The following is an 18,552-nucleotide window of genomic DNA, read 5'->3' as shown; positions in this document are numbered from 1 at the left end:
CTCTATCGATGAATCTACTCCTAGGAGTGCTTATGCATAAGGGGGGAATTCCCCTATAAACGCCGCTCAATGTGAGAATTGAGAACCTAGAGTAAATATTATAAAACCTTGAGCAAGTAATCGAGCGCTTATAGCTCTCGTACTACTCGGAATCCTAGGTAATTGGCTGCGGTTGAAGGCGCTACATACAGTTCATTAAAGACCTTAGCTTCTTCAGGTGAGAAGCTCCACGCTCCGCCTTTTGCTAAACCTTTCTGAGTGGTTGTCCATTCCCATACGTTGCCAACCATGTCGTAGAAGCCCGTTGGCGTTGGTAAGAACGACTTAACTGGTGAAGTGCTGACGTTTGACCAAGGTGTGCCAGCCCAGCCTGTATTCGCTTTGCCAGACTTGAATTCGTTGCCCCACCAGAAGTTGGTATCTTGGCCTGCTCTTGCTGCCGCTTCCCACTCTTGTGGTGTGGGTAGACGATAAGTGAAGCCGGTGTTTTTAGACAACCAACGCGTATAAGCTTTGGCATCATTCTGGCTAACACAAACAACGGGAGAGTCGTCCTGTTGTTTAAAGCCTGGGTTTTGCCAATGCTTGTCTGATACTGAGGTTATTTCTGCGTTTGTAAAGGTGTCGCAGGTATTCATTAACTCTGCGTCTGTCTCGTAGCCTGTACTTTCTGCAAACGCTTTAAAGTCTCGTACTCGTATTGGTGTCGCTGCAAGCGCGAAAGGCTTCTTAATGGTGACTTGTTGTGCGTTGTTTTCACCTAACAAGTAACGACCTGAACCGACCACAATCATTTCTGGGCTTTGAGCGTTGGCTTTCATTGGATCAGCGAACTTGGTGCCAACATTCAATGAGTTTTGTTTTGCGCGTAATACAGCTCTGAGGTTGTGATCGCGAGCGATTTTCAATTCTTGATGGAAAGAAAGGTAGCCTTCTTTCTCGATGGTGATCATGTGCTGACCAGTAGGTAACATCACCTCAACGGGGGTGCTGCCATATTTCACGCCGTTGATAGAAACTTTGTCGTTGTACTGGTTTGAACGAACCACCAAGTTAACCCAAGCGACTTCTTTTTGCTGATCGTTGGCTTGTTGCTCGCTTTGTGTGAAACAGTTTGATGACTGAATACCCAGTAGACGGCAAGGTGTGTTCTTGTCTGGACGAGTCTCTAGATTCGCAGCAATTACCGCTCGGTAACGGTTATCTTCAGAGAAGCCAGAGGATTTCACTTTGTGTTGCAGGACATGAATATTCAACGAAGCCGACGCTAGGTGCTCTTTCACGGCTTTCGATTCAGTCGCGTTGTCTACGAGGCTATGTTGGAATTGCTTTACGGCTTTTTGAAGTGCCAAGGTCACGGTTTGGTCCGAACACTGCGCCAGTGTCATGTCGCTGCTACAACGATTGGTAAAGCTGACGGTTTGTTCTTGCGTTTGAGTGATCTCGTTTCTTAGTCGCTCGGCTCTTGCTCTTAGTTTGTCTTGATTAAGATTTGCGATTGAAGCTTCTGCTGCTGCTTTCTCTGCTTGAATAGCCTCGAGTTCCATCACCAAGCCTTGCTGTTTCTGTTCAGAGTCAGACATTGCAAGCTTGTTCTCTTTTACGGTTTTCCAAGCCCCTTGGAAAGCGTTTTGAGCGAGTGAAATATCAAAGTCAGGTTCATCAATCATACGAGCGTAATCTTGCTCTAGGTTCGCTTTCGCTTTTGCTAGGTCTTGTTCTGCTTTAGCGGTCAGCTTTGCTACACGCGCAGATTGCTGTGCATGGTTATCGACTTGAGTTTGTTTGTCTGCGAGCTTTTTCTCGACAGCCGTTAAGTCGGCATGCTTTTCGAAAAGCGCGCTTTCAATGTCGGTGACCGATGACGTGATCGCTGGTGGTGTTGCTTCAGCGAAAACAGCCGGTGTCATTAAGCAGGGAGCAAGTGCAAATAGTAGAGCTGGAAAACCTTGGCGCATGATGGGCTACTTCAATCGTAATTTAGGTTAATCAAATATTCTAAACGAAAACGCCATTTCGTCTGAAGCTATTGTTTATAATGACCATACAGTTTATGGCGATCATACAGTTTATAACTATCAACAAAATGGCGACTATTCATTCAGCTTTGTGAAACAGGCACGGCTATTTCAATCTCAACGGGCTTAGCTGTTTATATCGGATTTAATACCCAACTTAGCTTTGCTTGCTAGGAAGAAGCTTAACCCAGATGGTATCGCTACCATTGATGGTGACAGAGCGGTTGTAAGATTCGTAACCCTGTTTTGAAATGGTTACTTGGTGACGTCCGCTTGGTAGTGCAACCTCAATTGGTGTGCTGCCATACTTGATGCCGTTAATGGTGACTGAATCATTGTACTGATCAGAACGAACCGTCACGTTAGCCCACTGCTTGTCATTTTTTTTAACGACAGCGGCTTGGCTGCCTGTTAAACAGTAGCGTGTAGACACGTTCAACAAGTTACAAGCGGCAATGGCTTCTGGTTTAGCTTGAAGCTGAGCTTGTATCTGCATGAAGTATGCGTTGTTGCCAGAGAAACCACTCTTGATTGCTTGGCTGTCTTGAACATGAATGTTCAGTTGAACACCCTGCAAGTTTTGCTTCGCGAGTGTGCTTTCTGTGAGCTGCTCAAGTAATTGGCTCTTGAACGTTTGAACGGCTTTTTGGTTCGTTAGGTGTTTACCTTGAGATGTACATTCACCGAGTGTCATTGTTGATGCACAAGTCGTGGTGTAGCTGGTTTCAAGAACCGCACTTTCACGAAGTTCTGTTGCGATACGCTTAACGCGCGCTTCAACTTTTGACTCTCTCAAGTTAGCCAGCTCATTATTTAGACGAGCTTGCTTTTGCTTGATTTGAGAAAGGTGAATTTCACCCTCGTTCATCGCTTGTTGGTTATCTAGCTGAGACGATTGATTCTCTTTAACGGCTGCCCAAGCATCTTGGTAGCTTTTCTGGAAAGAGACCAAATCCGTTTCTGGATCTTCAAGTAAGCGACTGTACTGTTTGTCTAGTACAGACTTAGCTCTGTTACGTTTTGCCTTAAGTTCTTCACCTTCGCGCAACAACTTACTATTTTTGTTTTGTAGTTGTTTTAGGTTTTCAGTCGCCGATACTTTGGTTGCTGAAATACGCTCAATATCTGAGTTTTTCTCTGTTAGCTTTGCATCGATAGCTGAAACGGGATCGACTTGATTCAGTTCTTCAGCGGATACCGATGCAGATACCCAAAGTGGGGATAGCGCAAGTAAAAGCGCTGAAATTCGAAAGTTAGTCATAGGTCCCTGCAACTTGTAGATTGAAAATTGGCTCGTTAATAAAGTGTCTACTTCCTAGTTGTGAGTCACTAGTTATTAGCAATTAACACAGTACCCGTCTTTATACCGTTTTATTGCTATCCAATCTACTCAAAAGCCAAGTTTCGGTACTTCGGATACACTTTTTGCAGGTTTATCGCCAATTATTTGAGCTATATAAGAAAATTTATTCATTATGTTGAGGCGACAAAGTATTTATTGATGACATGGTTTTACTAGCTGGTGTGCTTGCTTGTATGAGTGCTGTAAGCCCCTAAACTCACCGGAACGATTGGTTTTACAATGGCCGTAGTTTGTACACTCTTGATCATCTTTCCGGAGGCATGATCAAGAGGATCGCAACGATGATCATGCCTCTAAGGTAGGAAATAGCTCTGATGATCATTTACAAATTCATCTTATGAAGATTTCAGAGTATTATTCTTAGTATGTCGACCTGAATATTTTGCTGTCATGCCAAAACCTTTACCTTTTCCAAATCTAGACCTGTCCCCGCTAGGCCTTACTGGCCCTCGCCCCGCAGAGATCATTACACTGCCATCGCATATGGATTGTCATGAACACCATTATTCTCAGGTGGTGATAGGTTTAAAAGGTCAGGCAGAATTTGAAGTCAGTGGTAAAGGTAATCTGGTTGGGCCCGGACAGGGTTGTGTGGTTACCGCTAGCTCTGATCATGCTTTCGGTGGGGTAGTTGGTCAGTCGGATATCTTGGTGCTTAATATGCCAATGCCGAGCGACGATGACCCTTTGATGTTAGAGAAGATAAACCAGCTGGCATCATCCAACATCTATTTCCAATTAGATGCACAAATTCAAAAGCTTATTCACATGTTAGTGCAAGAGATGCAGGCGAGCCCTGATGATCTGTTATTGAGCCGCGCGTGCAATGACACGGTGGTTGCGCTGCTACAGAGACACATCTCGGCATTTGAAACCTCGATTAAAGATTCTCGTTTTGATCTAGAAGCGTTGGATCGCTATATCGAGCAACATTTAGCAAACAAAATCTCTGTGGCGCAATTGGCGGGCAGTGTGTTCTTGGGTGAAAGCCAGTTCCACATGCTTTTCAAAGATCAAATGGGCATAACCCCACACCAATATGTTTTAGGTAAGCGTATCGACCGCTCTCGACGCCTTATTGAACAAGGGAATCTTAGCCTTGGTCAGGTCGCTGAACTGGCTGGTTTCTCCGGTCAATCTTCCTTTACTCACACCTTTTCTCGCCTTCAAGGCATGTCACCATCTCAATACAAAAAGCAAATTTCTGTTAAATAAAAAAACAAAACGGCATATTATATTAAAGTTTCATATGTGACCTTGTGTTTGTTTTGTTAATAAAGCGAGTTTTTAGCAAAAAACTCGGAGTTTTTGACAAGTAATCCTTATATACTCTAAATACACTGCAGCCATTGTAGAGATCCCGAACTCTTTTCGGGTGTGAGATTAAGGAAAACGCATGTTTACAGCTACTGATGTGTTAAAGCCAGAATTCAACGAGCAGTCGCTTGATGATCTTTGGACGCTTATCTCACCATTATATATGGTGGATGAAACCCAATGGCTAGAGCAACTTCTGCCGCTAGCTACCCCTTCTGAGTCTGAAAAGCAGCAAATTGCAGACAAAACGACGTCGTTGATTGAGTCTATCCGTGCGGATAAAACATCTATTCAGATGATCGACGCTTTGTTGCTTGAATACAGTTTAGATACTCAAGAAGGCATCTTGCTAATGTGTCTGGCGGAAGCCTTGATGCGTATTCCTGATTCGGCAACGGCTGATGCACTGATTCGCGACAAACTTAGCGTTGCGGATTGGAAATCTCACCTGAAGAATTCTGACTCAGTTTTTGTTAACGCATCAACTTGGGGCCTAATGCTAACAGGCAAGGTGGTTGGACTTTCATCTAACGAGCAGAGTGCAGGTCAAGCAGTAAACCGTTTAGTGAACAAGCTTTCTGAGCCGGTGATTCGTAAAGCGATGCACCAAGCGATGAAGGTAATGGGTCACCAATTCGTTCTTGGCCGCAGCATTGCTGAAGCGCAAAAGAACGGTAAGTCTATGCGTGACAAAGGTTTTACCTACTCATACGACATGCTAGGTGAAGCGGCACTGACCACTGCAGACGCAAACAAATACTTCAAAGATTACCTCATGGCGATTGAAGCCGTAGGTCGAGACACGTATGTCTCTTCAAAATCGAGTCCAGCACCGTCTGTTTCTATCAAGCTTTCTGCGCTTCACCCACGTTATGAAGTGGCGAATGAAGAACGCGTATTGACGGAACTTTGCGACACGCTAGAGCAGCTATTGCACCGAGCAGTAGAGCTCGATGTTGCGATTACGATTGATGCTGAAGAAGCGGATCGCCTAGAGCTTTCTCTTAAATTATTCGAAAAACTGTACCGCACTGACCTTGTAAAAGGTTGGGGTAAATTTGGTCTGGTTATTCAAGCTTACTCAAAGCGTGCACTACCGGTTCTAGCATGGCTAAACCGCTTAGCGAAAGAGCAGGGCGATTTAATCCCACTTCGCTTGGTAAAAGGCGCTTACTGGGACAGCGAAATCAAATGGTCACAACAAGCTGGCTTTACTGATTACCCAGTTTACACACGTAAAGAAGCGACAGACGTAGCTTACCTTGCATGTGCGCGTTACCTACTGAGCCCAAGTGTTCGTGGCAATATCTTCCCGCAGTTTGCGAGCCACAATGCTCACACGGTTTCTGCTATCGCAGTGATGACTGAGCACAAAGACTTTGAATTCCAACGCTTACACGGCATGGGTGATTCTCTTTACAATCATGCGATGGAAGCTTACCAACAGTCGGTACGTATCTACGCACCGGTTGGCAGCCACAAAGATTTACTGCCATACCTAGTACGTCGATTGCTAGAGAACGGTGCAAACAGCTCGTTTGTACACCGTTTAGTGGATGCGCGTTGCCCTGTGGCAGAGCTGACTCAACACCCTGTCGATATGCTGCTGGCATTCGATACATTGCACAACACTAAGATTCCATTGCCACCGGCGGTATTCCCTGAGCGTAAGAACTCTTACGGTGTGAACATTGATATCGAGAGTGAAGCGCATCAGTTTGAAGCACAGGTAAAAACATTCCTCAATAATCAATGGACTGCTGGCCCTGTGATCAACGGTGAATCTCTTGCCGAAAGCATGATCAAGGCTGATCAGAACGTTGAGCAAGTCACCGCACCTTACGATCGTCGTATTAATGTGGGTCAGGTGGCTTTCGCTAACCTTGATCATGTTTCCGCAGCAATCACCGGCGCAGACGCGGCATTCGCTGATTGGAACGCGACTTCGGTTGAAACCAAAGCGGCTGCACTTGATAAGCTTGCTGACCTGATGGAAGACAACCTGGCTGAGCTGGTGGCGATTTGTCATCAAGAAGCGGGTAAGACAATTCACGATAGCGTTGATGAAGTACGTGAAGCGGTCGACTTCTGTCGTTACTACGCAAAGCAAGCTGACAACCTACAAGGTTTCGAACTAAAAGGTTTTGATGGCCAAACACGAATCGCTTCTCGACAAGGTCGTGGTGTGTTCGTTTGTATCAGCCCTTGGAACTTCCCTCTAGCTATCTTCCTTGGCCAAATTACAGCGGCACTGGTCGCGGGTAACACGGTTGTGGCAAAACCTGCTGAGCAAACAAGCTTGATTGCAGCTCGCGCGGTTGAATTGATGAACGAAGCGGGTTTCCCTGCTGGCACTATTCAGTTACTACCGGGTCGTGGTGCTGAGATCGGCAGCGCACTTACAAGCCATGATGCGATTGCTGGCGTTGCCTTTACGGGTTCAACACCAACAGCGCAACGCATCAACGTGTCACTGGCAAGTCGTAACGCTAAGCCTGTTCCGTTTATTGCGGAAACAGGTGGTCAGAACGCAATGATCGTCGACAGTACTGCACTGCCTGAACAGGTGGTTCGTGATGTGATTCGTTCTGCGTTTGCTTCTGCAGGCCAACGTTGTTCTGCATTGCGTGTGCTTTACATCCAAGAAGACATTGCAGACCGCGTGGTTGGATTGATTCACGGTGCAATGGACGAACTGAGTGTTGGTATCCCGCATCTTCATAAAACGGATGTTGGTCCGGTTATCGACCAAAATGCGAAACAGAAGTTGTTGGCGCACTTAGAAAACATGACCAATACCCAGAAGAAAGTAGCTCAACTTTCTTTAGGCTCTGATTGTGAACATGGTGACTTTGTTCCACCAAGTGCATTTGAAATCGATGACATCAGCTGTTTGAAAGAAGAACAGTTTGGCCCTGTGCTGCACATCGTTCGCTTCAAAGCGAGTGAATTGGCGCAAGTGGTAGAGCAAATTAACCAAACGGGCTTTGGCTTAACCATGGGTATTCACAGCCGTAACGAGACAACTTACCGTTGGATCGAAAAACACGTGCGCGTGGGTAACTGCTACATCAACCGTGACCAAGTAGGCGCTGTTGTTGGTGTACAACCATTTGGCGGTCAAGGTTTGTCGGGTACAGGCCCTAAAGCGGGTGGTCCTCACTACCTATATCGCTTTACTGATGTTCATTTTTCTCAATCACAAGACAAGGCATAAGGAGCAGTATCATGGTTCATCAAGTAACAGGTTTTTCTGATGCTTTGTTAGCGTGGGAACAATGGAATCTTACCGATTTTGATCATAAGAGTGCTCAGGTACTTTCATTTAAATCAGAGATCGAGAGTCAATCTAAGCCTTTGGCGGCGGTGGCGACTTATCACCTAGAGCAAGCGTCTGCGCTGCTTTCTGAATATCATCTAATGGCTGGTCCTACGGGCGAAACCAATGAGCTGTATGCCGCTGGTCGCGGTGTGGCTTTAGTGATTGTTGATGATTGTGAAGAGAAAGTGCCTGCACTGCAAACCGCAATGGCGATGATTACTTCTGCGCTATTGGCAGGTAACAGCGTTCAATTGTGCAGTGATGACGTGCAGTTCAACACATTAATTGCAGATGCCGCGAAACAAGCGAATCTGCCAACGAACTTGGTACAAGTTGCCTCGTATGACGCAGCTCAACAGCTGTTGAGCTGCGATGTACGAAGTGCGGGTTATGTTGGTAATTCACAAACGGCTCAAGCTATCAATTTACAACTTGCTAAGCGTGACGGTGCAATCGTCGGTTTAGTAGCTGAAACGGATCTGACCGCAATGAATGTTGCTAATGATCCACACCTATCGCTGCGCTTCATTACCGAGCGTACGCGAACTATAAATATAACAGCCGTGGGCGGTAACGCGACCTTGCTCGAACTTGGAAGCGAAGCTCACTAACCTTCAGTAAATCTGGCTCTAAAGACTTTTGGTTTTTTCCATTTTGGGAGTTATCCATTGGTATTTGGAGCCATAATCCCTAATTCAATGTGTTCGCTTACCTTTATGGTGAGTGCATTGCATCGAATTAGGCATGGAAGGCTTTCTACAAAATGAGGACTATCAAATGATAGAAAACAGTTTTGCAATAACGACGACGTTCATTGCGTATCTAATTATGATGCTAGCGATCGGTGTTATTGCTTACAAACGTACATCTAACTCAACTGACTACTTCCTAGGTGGTCGTTCGTTAGGTCCATGGCCTGCTGCACTTTCTGCTGGTGCATCAGACATGAGTGGTTGGTTGCTACTTGGCTTACCAGGTTACGCTTACGCTGCTGGCTTTGAAGCATTCTGGCTTGCTGGTGGCCTACTTGTGGGTACTTGGGCAAACTGGTTAATCAGTGCTAAACGTCTACGTACTTACAGTATTACGACTGAATCACTGACTCTGCCTGAGTTCTTATCTCGCCGCTTCAATGATAACTCTAAGCTGATACAAACAATTTCTGCTTTCTTTATCCTTTTATTCTTCCTTTTCTACACAAGTTCTGGCTTGGTAGCAGGTGGTAAATTGTTTGAAACAGTATTCGGCCTAGATTACACAACAGCGGTAATCATCGGTACTGTATGTGTGGTTTCTTACACCTTGTTTGGTGGCTTCCTAGCGGTATCTTGGACGGATTTGGTTCAAGGTCTACTGATGTCTGCAGCGCTATTGATTGTACCAATTGCTGCAATGGACGGTGGCTTAGGTCAGCTTTCTAGCGACCTACACAACATCAACCCAGAGCTATTAACGCTATGGAATGATGCGAAGGGTGAGCCTCTTTCTGCAATCGCGATCATCTCGCTAGCGGCATGGGGTTTAGGTTACTTCGGTCAACCACACATCTTGGCTCGTTTTAAAGCAACTCGTTCAAACAAAGATCTTGTGACAGCACGCCGCATTGCGGTTATCTGGACTGCTCTTTCTATGATTGGTGCAATGCTAGTGGGTCTTGTTGGTCTAATTTACGTGACTAACTCTGGCGCACCTAAGCTAGACGATGGCGAGAAGATCTTCATGCTTCTTGTTAACGCAATGTTCCACCCAGTAATCGCAGGTATCCTACTTGCTGCAATCCTAGCGGCAATCATGAGTACTGCGGATTCACAACTTCTTGTTTCTTCATCTGCAATGGCAGAAGATCTGTACAAGCAAGTTCTGAAGAAAGACGCAACGTCAGAAGAGATTGTTCGTGTGGGTCGCTTTGCGGTAATCCTAATCTCTCTTATCGCGCTATTCTTAGCGATGACACCAGACAGCTCAGTACTTGGCCTTGTATCTTACGCATGGGCTGGTTTTGGTGCTGCATTTGGTCCAGCTATCGTGTTGAGCCTTTACTGGTCTAGTATGAACCGTAACGGCGCTCTAGCGGGTATCGTGGTGGGTGGTGTTACGATTGTACTTTGGAAGCAGTTCACGGGCGGTTGGTTTGATGTGTACGAAATCGTACCGGGAATCATCCTATCGACTCTTTCTATCGTTATCGTGAGCCTAATTACGGGTGAGCCAGAAGACGAAGTGAAGAAGCAACACGCTGAGTTCGAGAAGAATCTGGTAGAACTAGACTAGTTTTATTGTCATTCGTCTAGGTGAAAAACTAGGCGAATTTACATTGTAAAACTCTGATGAACTAGCAAAGAACATCAGTAAAAATAATTGCAAAAAGTAATAGAGTCACTTCGGTGGCTCTATTTTTTTGACCATTCCCTAATGCTTTCGACCTCTTTCTGGTCGATATTCAATGACTCTAAGAACTCTTGGTGGGCCGTCGGCTCCATCTTCTCAAACTGCTTGTGCCAGTTTTTCATATCTTCTTCGTTGAACCCTGCGTTTTCCATCACACGTACCCAGCGGTCTTTTGTTAGCAGTTTCTGTTCTAACAATTCTGGTTGTTCCAACAGCATCACAATCGCTTTCTGTTGTTGGCGAAGGTTCTGAATTTCTTTCTCTAATGCATTGAACTGGTTTACTAAGGTTTGCTCTTGCTTGACGTCATCTTTGCGATCAAGCAGCGCTGTGATTTCTTGGATAGATAAACCAAAAGAGCGGTAGGAAATGATGCTCTCTAAACGAGCCTGTTCCTTTTCACCATACCAGCGGTAGCCATTGTCTGAACGACAGTGAGGCAGAAGCAGTCCTGCACGTTCGTAGTAAAGAATGGTGGTGCGAGAGATGTTATAAGCCTTGGCAATTTGAGTAACAGTGAGCATCTTCGGCCTCTTTGGTCGTCTTAGATGAATAGAAACATCAAGGAGTGGCGTATTCTAATCGCGCCTAGTTAAGGTGTATAGCACGTAATCTGGTTGAGGTTGATACCACCCTCGAACTCCTGACCATGCTTGAGTCGTGTTTCTGGTACTGAGAACATTTTAGTTTTCGTTGAGATACATTACAGTGATAAATGGCGATGTAGGAAGCGAAAAGGAATATCGAAGTGCCACAAGCGATCCCCAATGTTGGATTTAATCATGAAAAAACGGCACAGGCTGAGTTAGAGCTGATTCCGCTGTCTAGACTCTATTCTGCTAGCAACATCGACCACGATCCTCAATTGCCACATCGTGTCAGCTTCTTCTTAATTCTGTTTATTGAGCAAGGCTCAGGCACGCATATGGTCGACTTTGAAGACTACCCGTTTAGCCAAGGAAGCGTCGTATTCATTCAAAGGGAACAAGTACACGCCTTTGATTTTAGTCACCAGCCTCAAGGTACTGCGGTTTTGTTTACTCAGGCTTTCCTCGACAGTGTCCACGCTAATATGCGCTTGCCTAACTACACACCAACCCACTTGAACAAGGCACATTCTGCACTGTTGTCACTGGACGAACCTCATCAAGATCGAACGCAGAGCCTGTTACAGCAAATTACTATGGAACTGAGTCAACCCGAATCTGATCCCTTGATCGTGATGTATCTGTTCTCGGCATTGGCGCTAATTCTTCATCGTCTGCGACCGGAAGTGAAGCAGGATGCCTTGAGCTTGCAGCAGAACATCAAGTTTGCTCGTTACTTCGAGCTGCTTCAAGACAACTACCTGCGCGTCCGCGATGCAAACTGGTACGCCAATCAAATTAACACCACCTACAAGACGTTGAATCAAGTGTGTAAGGTCGCGACCGGATTAACGGCAAAGCAGATCATCGACTCATTTACCGTGTTAGAGATGAAGCGTCAGCTAGTGGTTAGCAATATTACTTCACAAAAAATGGCGTCAGATTTTGGATTTGAAGACGCGAGCAATTTCGTCAAGTACTTTAAAAATCATACCGAAATGACCCCTAGTGAGTTTCAAAAGAAATATTCAAAGCCATCACTCTCTTAATCGCGAGTGAGTCGACACGATTAATCTAAGGTTCGATATCTACCATTTTTCCGCCTAAATACACTCTGCCGCGAACTTCTCTCGTTGACTAATATAGTTTCCAAGCCAACGAGAGGACTTAAAAATGAAAACAATAACTAAATCTACATTACTAGCGGCAAGCGTACTTAGCGCTGCTACTTTCGCAACCACTGCGACTGCTCAAGAGCTTTCTATTCAAGAGAAAGGCGTTGCGGTGATTTCAAGCATTGAAACAGGCGATGCGAAAGCAGTGAGTTACATCAACCCTGAAAAATACATTCAACATAACCTAGCGGTCGGCGATGGCTTAGCGGGATTTGGTGAATTGCTACAAATGTTGCCAGAAGGTTCAGCGAAAGCACAAGTTAAGCGCTCATTTCAAGACGGTGATTTCGTCGTAACGCATACTGAATACAACTTCTTCGGCCCTAAAGTCGGCTTCGATGTGTTCCGTTTTGAAGATGGATTGATCGTCGAACACTGGGATAACCTACAAGACATTGCCAAACCAAACGCAAGTGGACGCACTCAATTAGATGGCACGACTAAAGTCGTAGATCTTGAGAAAACGGATCAAAATAAACAGCTAGTCGGTGGTTTCGTCAAAGACATTTTGATTAGCGGCGATATGTCGAAGATTAATCAATATATCGACAACGAAGACAGCGCTTACTTACAGCACAACCCAGGCGTGGCCGATGGTCTAAGCGGTTTGGGCGAGGCATTGGGTGCGCTAGCTGAAGCCGGAATGCCAATGGTTTATACCGCCAACTACAAGATCTTAGGTCAAGGTAACTTTGTGTTGTCGATCAGTGAAGGCCAATTCATGAATAATCACGTTGCTTTTTATGATCTATTCCGTGTTGATAACGGAAAAATCGTAGAGCACTGGGACACCATCGAAACCATTCCTGCACGTTCAGAGTGGAAAAATGACAATGGTAAATTTGGCTTTTAAGTTTGAGCTAAATTGAACCTAGAATAACGATTTAAAGCGGTGCTTTCTTAGGTGAAGTGCCGCTTTTTTATGTGTGAATTTGATGACAGTTTCGGGCGAAGTACTGTTGTTAAGGGGTTTTACAATGTAAATCGAAACCGAGTGATAGAGGGCAATAAAGGAAAATGGAGTGAGATTGATGACGTTTGATGTCAAAAAATAGAAGAGAAAAATGGCTATTTTTTGAACTTGGCGCTCACTTTTGTGATTAGCTCGGTGAATTGTGGAACCGAATTGGACATGATGTGTCAATTGTCAGTAACCACTAAAGACCTATAGGACAAAGGTATGCCAGATCTCTATTGCAAAGGATGTAAAAAAACAACACTACATAAGTCTATAATGAAACGTTGTGAATCAGAGCCTGAGACGACTTCTGGCCGCATGTTGCAATGGACATCTAAGCTTTTTAGTGGCAACCAGTACTACGATATGGAAACACAACATTTTTGCCGAACGTGTAATTGCCGTTGCGAATCTGGAAGTATCGTTCCGCAAGTTGGCTTAGCTTAGCCAATAGTAAGTACTTACTCATTTAGATCAAAAAAACCTCCGCCTTGGAGGTTTTTTCATTTCTAGGCGGCTTGTAACGCTAGCTCTGCTTCAATGGAGTTGCCATCAATTTTCACGTCCCATCCGTAGTTAGAGTACTCACTTGCCAATGCTTGAGCGACGTCTTTTGATACGGTTACGTGTGTCCATGAGCCAATGCCATACGGCTTGTATGCGAGTTCCTGCGTTTTCATAATAGAGTCATCCTTTCTCTTTGATAATTATATTATTCACTCTGGTCTATATCCTTTCTTTCGTTTCTGGCTCAACTTATTTGTTATTTGGGTCATTTTTATAATAATTTGTTAATAACCAGAAGATGATTTATAAGGCTTGTTATCAGTTTGTGTTGATTTATATCTCCTGTGAATATTGACAGCGCATTTAGTTTTTTAAATGTGTGAGCGGGGTTTTGCTCCATTTTGATTACTATGGAATATACTGAGCCGAATTTAGAATGTTTAAGGAATGTTATGTCTCAGCACCAACTCGATCGTATCGATAAAGAGATACTAAGAATTCTGCATATGAAAGGGCGTTTGCCTGTTGTTGAGTTGGCAAAACAAGTCAACCTAACCACTTCCCCATGTTCCGATAGACTTAAACGATTGGAAAAAGATGGCTACATCACCGGCTATCATGCTGAGCTGTGTTCAGAGAAGTTAGGGCTCGATGTTCAAGTCTTTATCCATATTCGACTCGACCAAACGAGCTTCTCTATTTTTGATAAGTTTGCACAGGCGGTTGAAATGATGCCCGAGGTGGAGGAGTGCTATTCCCTCTCCGGTGATTTTGACACCATGATCAAGGTTCGAGTGAAAGACATGAAGGCATACCAAGCGTTTATGGCCACCAAGCTGGGTACGCTGCCTGGCGTGATCCAGACTCGCAGCGAAGTGGTGATTGAAGAGCATAAGAAGGGCTTTGGTGTTAACCCTGAGCTATTAGCAACCCTAAAATAGCGGCCTGCTTTCGTTTTACCAAGGTTATTTAGATTTAAAAAATGGAAGCTCGTGAGCTTCCATTTTTTGTTGAGTGCCTGAGAAAAGGGCAATCAGATTAAGTTAGAGCAGTTAGAGTGGGAACAGATAAACCGATTACAGCGTAATTGCCGCAGAGATTAAGCCAATCACACCGCCGAATACACCGCCCCAAACCACTAGCCAGCCAAGGTGCTTCTTGATCATGGTCTGAACCATCTCTTTCACGAGTTTTGGTGTCAGTTCATTCAAACGCTGGTCGATGATCGCTTCAATGTTCTCTTTGATTTCATCCATCATGGCAGGTGATTCAAGTTCATCCTTGATGGCATTTTTTACCGAATCACTCTTGCTGATTTCAATCACAGACTCTTGCATCTTCTCTACAAATGGCGCTTTCATCGGCTGCAGGGCTTCTGTGCCGCCAACCATTGCCAACATGCCGCCAAACTGTGAGTTCTCGATAACGTGAACCAGTGAGTCGAATGCAGGGTTAAAGTCGATCTTCTTAATCACGGGCTCTAGATTGAGCGATTTTCCGGTCATCTCACTATTAAGGAAGCGGTCGATGTTACTTTCAGTAAAGAACTGTTCCATCATTAGTTGCTTAATAGCGGCCTTGAACTCTTCAAAACGAGCTGGAATAACGCCAGAACCGTATAAGCCGGGTACTTTTTCGAACAACATGTGAATCGCAAGCCAGTTGGTGATGGCACCAGAAAAGGCGAATAGGCCTGCATAAAGCAAGTATTGGTTTGCTGTCGCATAGCCGCCAGCAAGCAGTGCTAACGCAATAACGTTAGTTAAGACACTTTTGTTCATGGTTGATCTCTAGAAAGAATACTGCGCGCATTTTAAGAAAAAAATGCCAAGAAAAAAACAAAAGGATCGATGAAGTTTATGGGACAGGTAGGAAAGAGTGCGAAATAACAAGCATAAAAAAGGCTAGCCTCCCCCCGAAGTCTAGCCTTATTCCAGAACGCGCAAGCGAAGCGTCTTGATCTGTTATCGCTATTATATAATTACGACATAACATTCTGCCACGTGTAATTTACCAGTATTTAACATTTTGGTGTGAATTACGCCGCACTTTTAAAATAGCACATAAATTAAGCACTCGTTTTGTGTTCAAGGTCGTCAGCAATGAAGCCGCCGGTTTGATGATTCCACAATTGAGCGTAGATACCGTTTTGGCTAATGAGCTCTTGGTGCGTGCCTTCTTCAACGATATTACCTTGGTCGAGTACGATCAAACGGTCCATTGCGGCAATGGTCGATAGACGGTGTGCAATCGCAATCACTGTCTTGCCTTCCATCAACTCAATCAAACTCTCTTGAATCGCAGCTTCAACCTCTGAATCGAGTGCTGATGTTGCTTCGTCCAGAACCAACAGCGGCGCATTCTTCAGAAGTACACGTGAGATAGCCACACGTTGACGTTGACCACCCGAAAGCTTAACGCCTCGTTCACCTACTTGAGCATCGTAACCAATGTTGCCAAACGGGTCGGTTAGCGTTTCGATAAACTCATGAGCGTGTGCCTGTTTAGTTGCGGCATATACTTCTTCATCTGATGCATCAGGACGACCGTAAAGAATGTTTTCTTTGATCGAACGGTGCAGCAGTGAGGTATCTTGAGTCACCATGCCGATATTGCTGCGTAGCGAGTCTTGTGTCACCGATGAGATCTCTTGGCCATCAATCAAAATTCGACCATCTTCTACATCGTGGAAGCGCAAGAGCAAGTTAACTAATGTCGATTTACCTGCCCCTGAACGGCCAACCAAGCCCACTTTTTCGCCCGGCTTGATATTGAGATTCAGGTTGTTAATCACGCCTTTATTCTCACCGTAGTTGAAGCTCACGTTGTCGAAGTTGATACCGCCTTGTGGAACCTTCAATGGTTCAGCGTCTTTCTTGTCTTCGATAGCGATTGGCTTAGACAGCGTTTTAATGCCATCAATCACAGTACCTAGGTTTTCAAACAGACCGCCGATTTCCCACATGATCCATTTCGACATGCCGTTAATACGCAGAGCCAAGCTGACTGCAATGGCAATCGCACCGACCGTGATCGCGTTATCTAGCCACAGGTAGATAGAGATACCGGCAATGCTGAACACCAATAGGTAGTTCGCGAATTCAACACAGATGTTGAAGCCAGTTACCAAGCGCATTTGACGGTGTACAGTATCAAGGAAGCCTTCCATACCTTCTTCGGCGTATTCGGTTTCTCTTTTACTGTGTGAGAACAGTTTGACCGTTGCGATGTTGGTGTAGCTATCAACAATACGTCCTGTCATCAGTGAGCGTGCATCGGCTTGCTCTGAAGACACGTCTTTTAGCTTTGGTACGAAGTGCAGTTGAATACCAACGTAAATGAACAGCCAAATCAACATTGGAGCCATTAAGCGCCAGTCCGATTCAGCGAGCATGAACAGCATCGCCGTGAAGTAAACCGTCACATAAACAAACACATCGACCATTTTGGTTACGGTTTCACGCACTGCGAGCGATGTTTGCATGACTTTGGTGGCGACACGTCCGGCAAAATCATCTTGATAGAACGACAAGCTTTGTTTCAAAAGATAGCGGTGCGCTAACCAACGAATCGACATTGGATAGTTACCCAGCAAAGTTTGGTGAAGCAATAGCGAATAAACGCTGATCAAGATTGGCATCACGACCAGTAACAGGATACCAAGCCCCATCAGAGTGGATTGGTTGTCTGCCAAAAAGGTGTCTGGGTTGCTTGTTGATAGCCAGTCAACCAGTTGTCCCATGTAACCGAACAGCGCGACTTCGATGATCGCGATGGTCATGCTCATCAAGCCGAGCAAGATCAACGGTTTTTCGAAACCTCGAGTGTAATGGCGGCAGAATGCCAGTATTCCAGTAGGAGGTTGTATCGGCTCTCCCTTTGGAAAGGCTTCAGTAAAGCCTTCAAATTTCTTGTACATAGTTTTCCCTTTATAAGCTACTGCATCTTTGAGTTAGAGCATCGTGATGTGCAACTTTGTTTTTATAGTCTTGATTTGAATTTTTCAGTCTTAGTTTGAAATTATATAAGTGCCAATGCGTTCTTATAAGCATTAAGCCATTCGATGGATTTTGTTTTTTAGCTTTATTTTTAACTTTGGTTTAAGCGACGCAGGAAAGGTCCAAAGAGTGTCTTTCATGACGCTTATTTTAGATTGAAGTAGACAGGAAAAGTTAAGCTTATTTCAAACGTAATTGATGGTTATGCAACGATGATAATCCTAACGTTAAATGGATTAAATTGTAACCTAAACTCGCGGCGAGCTAGATAATGAGTTTCGGATATTTATTCAGCAAGTTCTTAAACGGATATGCAAACTGTTGGTTCTTTCTGATGTGCTGTTATCTTGCAGTAAAAATTACCGAATAAACTGAGTTTTGCAGTAATTGTTTGGGATAAATATTCAAATCATTATTATTTTCAGTGAATATTGTCGTAACAACTTGTTTACAATTCTGAGGTAAATAAAAGATAGGGACGGTTGAGATGTTAAACCTACACAAAAAATCACTTCATATTACTAATGTTCAAAACGCCAATTGCGTTGTTATGGTGCCGCCAAAAGAATTTAAATTTAACGAAGAAACTGCACGTGATAACGAGTTTCAAAACAGAGTCAGTCTGACTGAAGCTGAGGTTAAGTTAGAAACGATGGCCGAGTTTAAGACGATGGTCGCTTCGTTACGTAAAGAAGGTGTGCAAGTTGTAGAGTTTGATTACCCAGAACTGGGCGTAGAAACGCCTGATGCCGTATTCCCAAACAACTGGTTCAGCACTTGTGGTGATGGAAGCTTATTCACTTTCCCTATGGCCTGTGAAAACCGTCAACATGAAGTTAAGCCACATGCTCTTATTGAAGCGCTAGAGGCATCTGGTCGTATTGTTAACCATAGTGAGTCGGCTCTTCTCCGCTTAGAT

General features: G+C 44.6%; 14 protein-coding genes. 8 read left to right on the top strand and 6 right to left on the bottom strand.

Features of this window, described 5'->3' with window-relative positions:
* Positions 1–128 precede the first annotated feature (128 nt).
* Together BCT49_RS05800 and BCT49_RS05795 are read right to left on the bottom strand one after the other, a co-directional pair.
* Positions 129–1,958, bottom strand: coding sequence for a formylglycine-generating enzyme family protein (locus tag BCT49_RS05800; RefSeq protein ID WP_102434499.1), 1,830 nt, complete (start codon positions 1,956–1,958; stop codon positions 129–131).
* 217 nt (positions 1,959–2,175) lie between these two features.
* Positions 2,176–3,279, bottom strand: coding sequence for a PEGA domain-containing protein (locus BCT49_RS05795; RefSeq protein WP_102434498.1), 1,104 nt, complete (start codon positions 3,277–3,279; stop codon positions 2,176–2,178).
* A gap of 492 nt (positions 3,280–3,771) precedes the next feature.
* Between BCT49_RS05795 and BCT49_RS05790 the strand changes: the two genes are divergently transcribed.
* From BCT49_RS05790 to putP, 4 genes are all read left to right on the top strand, one after another.
* The gene (locus BCT49_RS05790; protein WP_102434497.1) at positions 3,772–4,596 is read left to right on the top strand and encodes a helix-turn-helix domain-containing protein; all 825 of its coding nucleotides are present in this window, start codon (positions 3,772–3,774) and stop codon (positions 4,594–4,596) included.
* A gap of 181 nt (positions 4,597–4,777) precedes the next feature.
* Positions 4,778–7,915 carry a bifunctional proline dehydrogenase/L-glutamate gamma-semialdehyde dehydrogenase PutA gene (gene putA, locus BCT49_RS05785; protein WP_102434496.1) on the top strand — a complete coding sequence of 1,046 codons (3,138 nt, stop codon included), beginning with the start codon at positions 4,778–4,780 and terminating at the stop codon, positions 7,913–7,915.
* A gap of 11 nt (positions 7,916–7,926) precedes the next feature.
* Positions 7,927–8,631 carry a 1-pyrroline-5-carboxylate dehydrogenase gene (locus tag BCT49_RS05780; protein WP_102434495.1) on the top strand — a complete coding sequence of 235 codons (705 nt, stop codon included), beginning with the start codon at positions 7,927–7,929 and terminating at the stop codon, positions 8,629–8,631.
* Between the two features lie 169 nt (positions 8,632–8,800).
* Positions 8,801–10,291 (top strand): sodium/proline symporter PutP, encoded by a 1,491-nt coding sequence (gene putP, locus BCT49_RS05775; RefSeq protein ID WP_102434588.1) that lies wholly within the window; start codon positions 8,801–8,803, stop codon positions 10,289–10,291.
* A 119-nt stretch (positions 10,292–10,410) separates the two neighbouring features.
* Here the strand turns inward: putP and BCT49_RS05770 are convergent, their stop codons facing one another.
* Complete coding sequence (locus tag BCT49_RS05770) at positions 10,411–10,932, bottom strand: MerR family transcriptional regulator (protein ID WP_102434494.1); 522 nt, start codon at positions 10,930–10,932, stop codon at positions 10,411–10,413.
* Positions 10,933–11,156: 224 nt separating this feature from the next.
* Between BCT49_RS05770 and BCT49_RS05765 the strand changes: the two genes are divergently transcribed.
* Both BCT49_RS05765 and BCT49_RS05760 read left to right on the top strand, forming a co-directional pair.
* Positions 11,157–12,044, top strand: coding sequence for a helix-turn-helix domain-containing protein (locus BCT49_RS05765; protein ID WP_102434493.1), 888 nt, complete (start codon positions 11,157–11,159; stop codon positions 12,042–12,044).
* A 124-nt stretch (positions 12,045–12,168) separates the two neighbouring features.
* A complete protein-coding gene (locus BCT49_RS05760) occupies positions 12,169–13,023 on the top strand; it encodes a nuclear transport factor 2 family protein (RefSeq protein WP_102434492.1) in 855 nt (284 codons plus the stop codon).
* A gap of 614 nt (positions 13,024–13,637) precedes the next feature.
* On the opposite strand, the gene BCT49_RS25780 is transcribed toward BCT49_RS05760, so the two are convergent.
* Entirely contained in the window at positions 13,638–13,808 is a 171-nt protein-coding gene (locus BCT49_RS25780; protein ID WP_017106072.1) for a hypothetical protein, read from the bottom strand.
* A gap of 279 nt (positions 13,809–14,087) precedes the next feature.
* Between BCT49_RS25780 and BCT49_RS05750 the strand changes: the two genes are divergently transcribed.
* Positions 14,088–14,576: an Lrp/AsnC family transcriptional regulator gene (locus tag BCT49_RS05750; protein ID WP_102434491.1), complete on the top strand. Its 489-nt coding sequence runs from the start codon at positions 14,088–14,090 to the stop codon at positions 14,574–14,576.
* 135 nt (positions 14,577–14,711) lie between these two features.
* Here the strand turns inward: BCT49_RS05750 and BCT49_RS05745 are convergent, their stop codons facing one another.
* Both BCT49_RS05745 and BCT49_RS05740 read right to left on the bottom strand, forming a co-directional pair.
* Positions 14,712–15,416: a DUF445 family protein gene (locus BCT49_RS05745; protein WP_102434490.1), complete on the bottom strand. Its 705-nt coding sequence runs from the start codon at positions 15,414–15,416 to the stop codon at positions 14,712–14,714.
* A gap of 287 nt (positions 15,417–15,703) precedes the next feature.
* Positions 15,704–17,554, bottom strand: a complete 1,851-nt coding sequence (locus BCT49_RS05740) for an ABC transporter ATP-binding protein (protein ID WP_102434489.1) — start codon at positions 17,552–17,554, stop codon at positions 15,704–15,706.
* Between the two features lie 566 nt (positions 17,555–18,120).
* Between BCT49_RS05740 and BCT49_RS05735 the strand changes: the two genes are divergently transcribed.
* Positions 18,121–18,552: arginine deiminase-related protein (locus BCT49_RS05735; RefSeq protein WP_241908041.1), on the top strand; the 432-nt coding region annotated here is incomplete at its 3' end.

This window comes from Vibrio lentus (assembly GCF_002875945.1).
GTDB classification, from domain to species: domain Bacteria; phylum Pseudomonadota; class Gammaproteobacteria; order Enterobacterales; family Vibrionaceae; genus Vibrio; species Vibrio apostichopi.
This window is presented reverse-complemented; position numbering and strand designations above follow the sequence as displayed.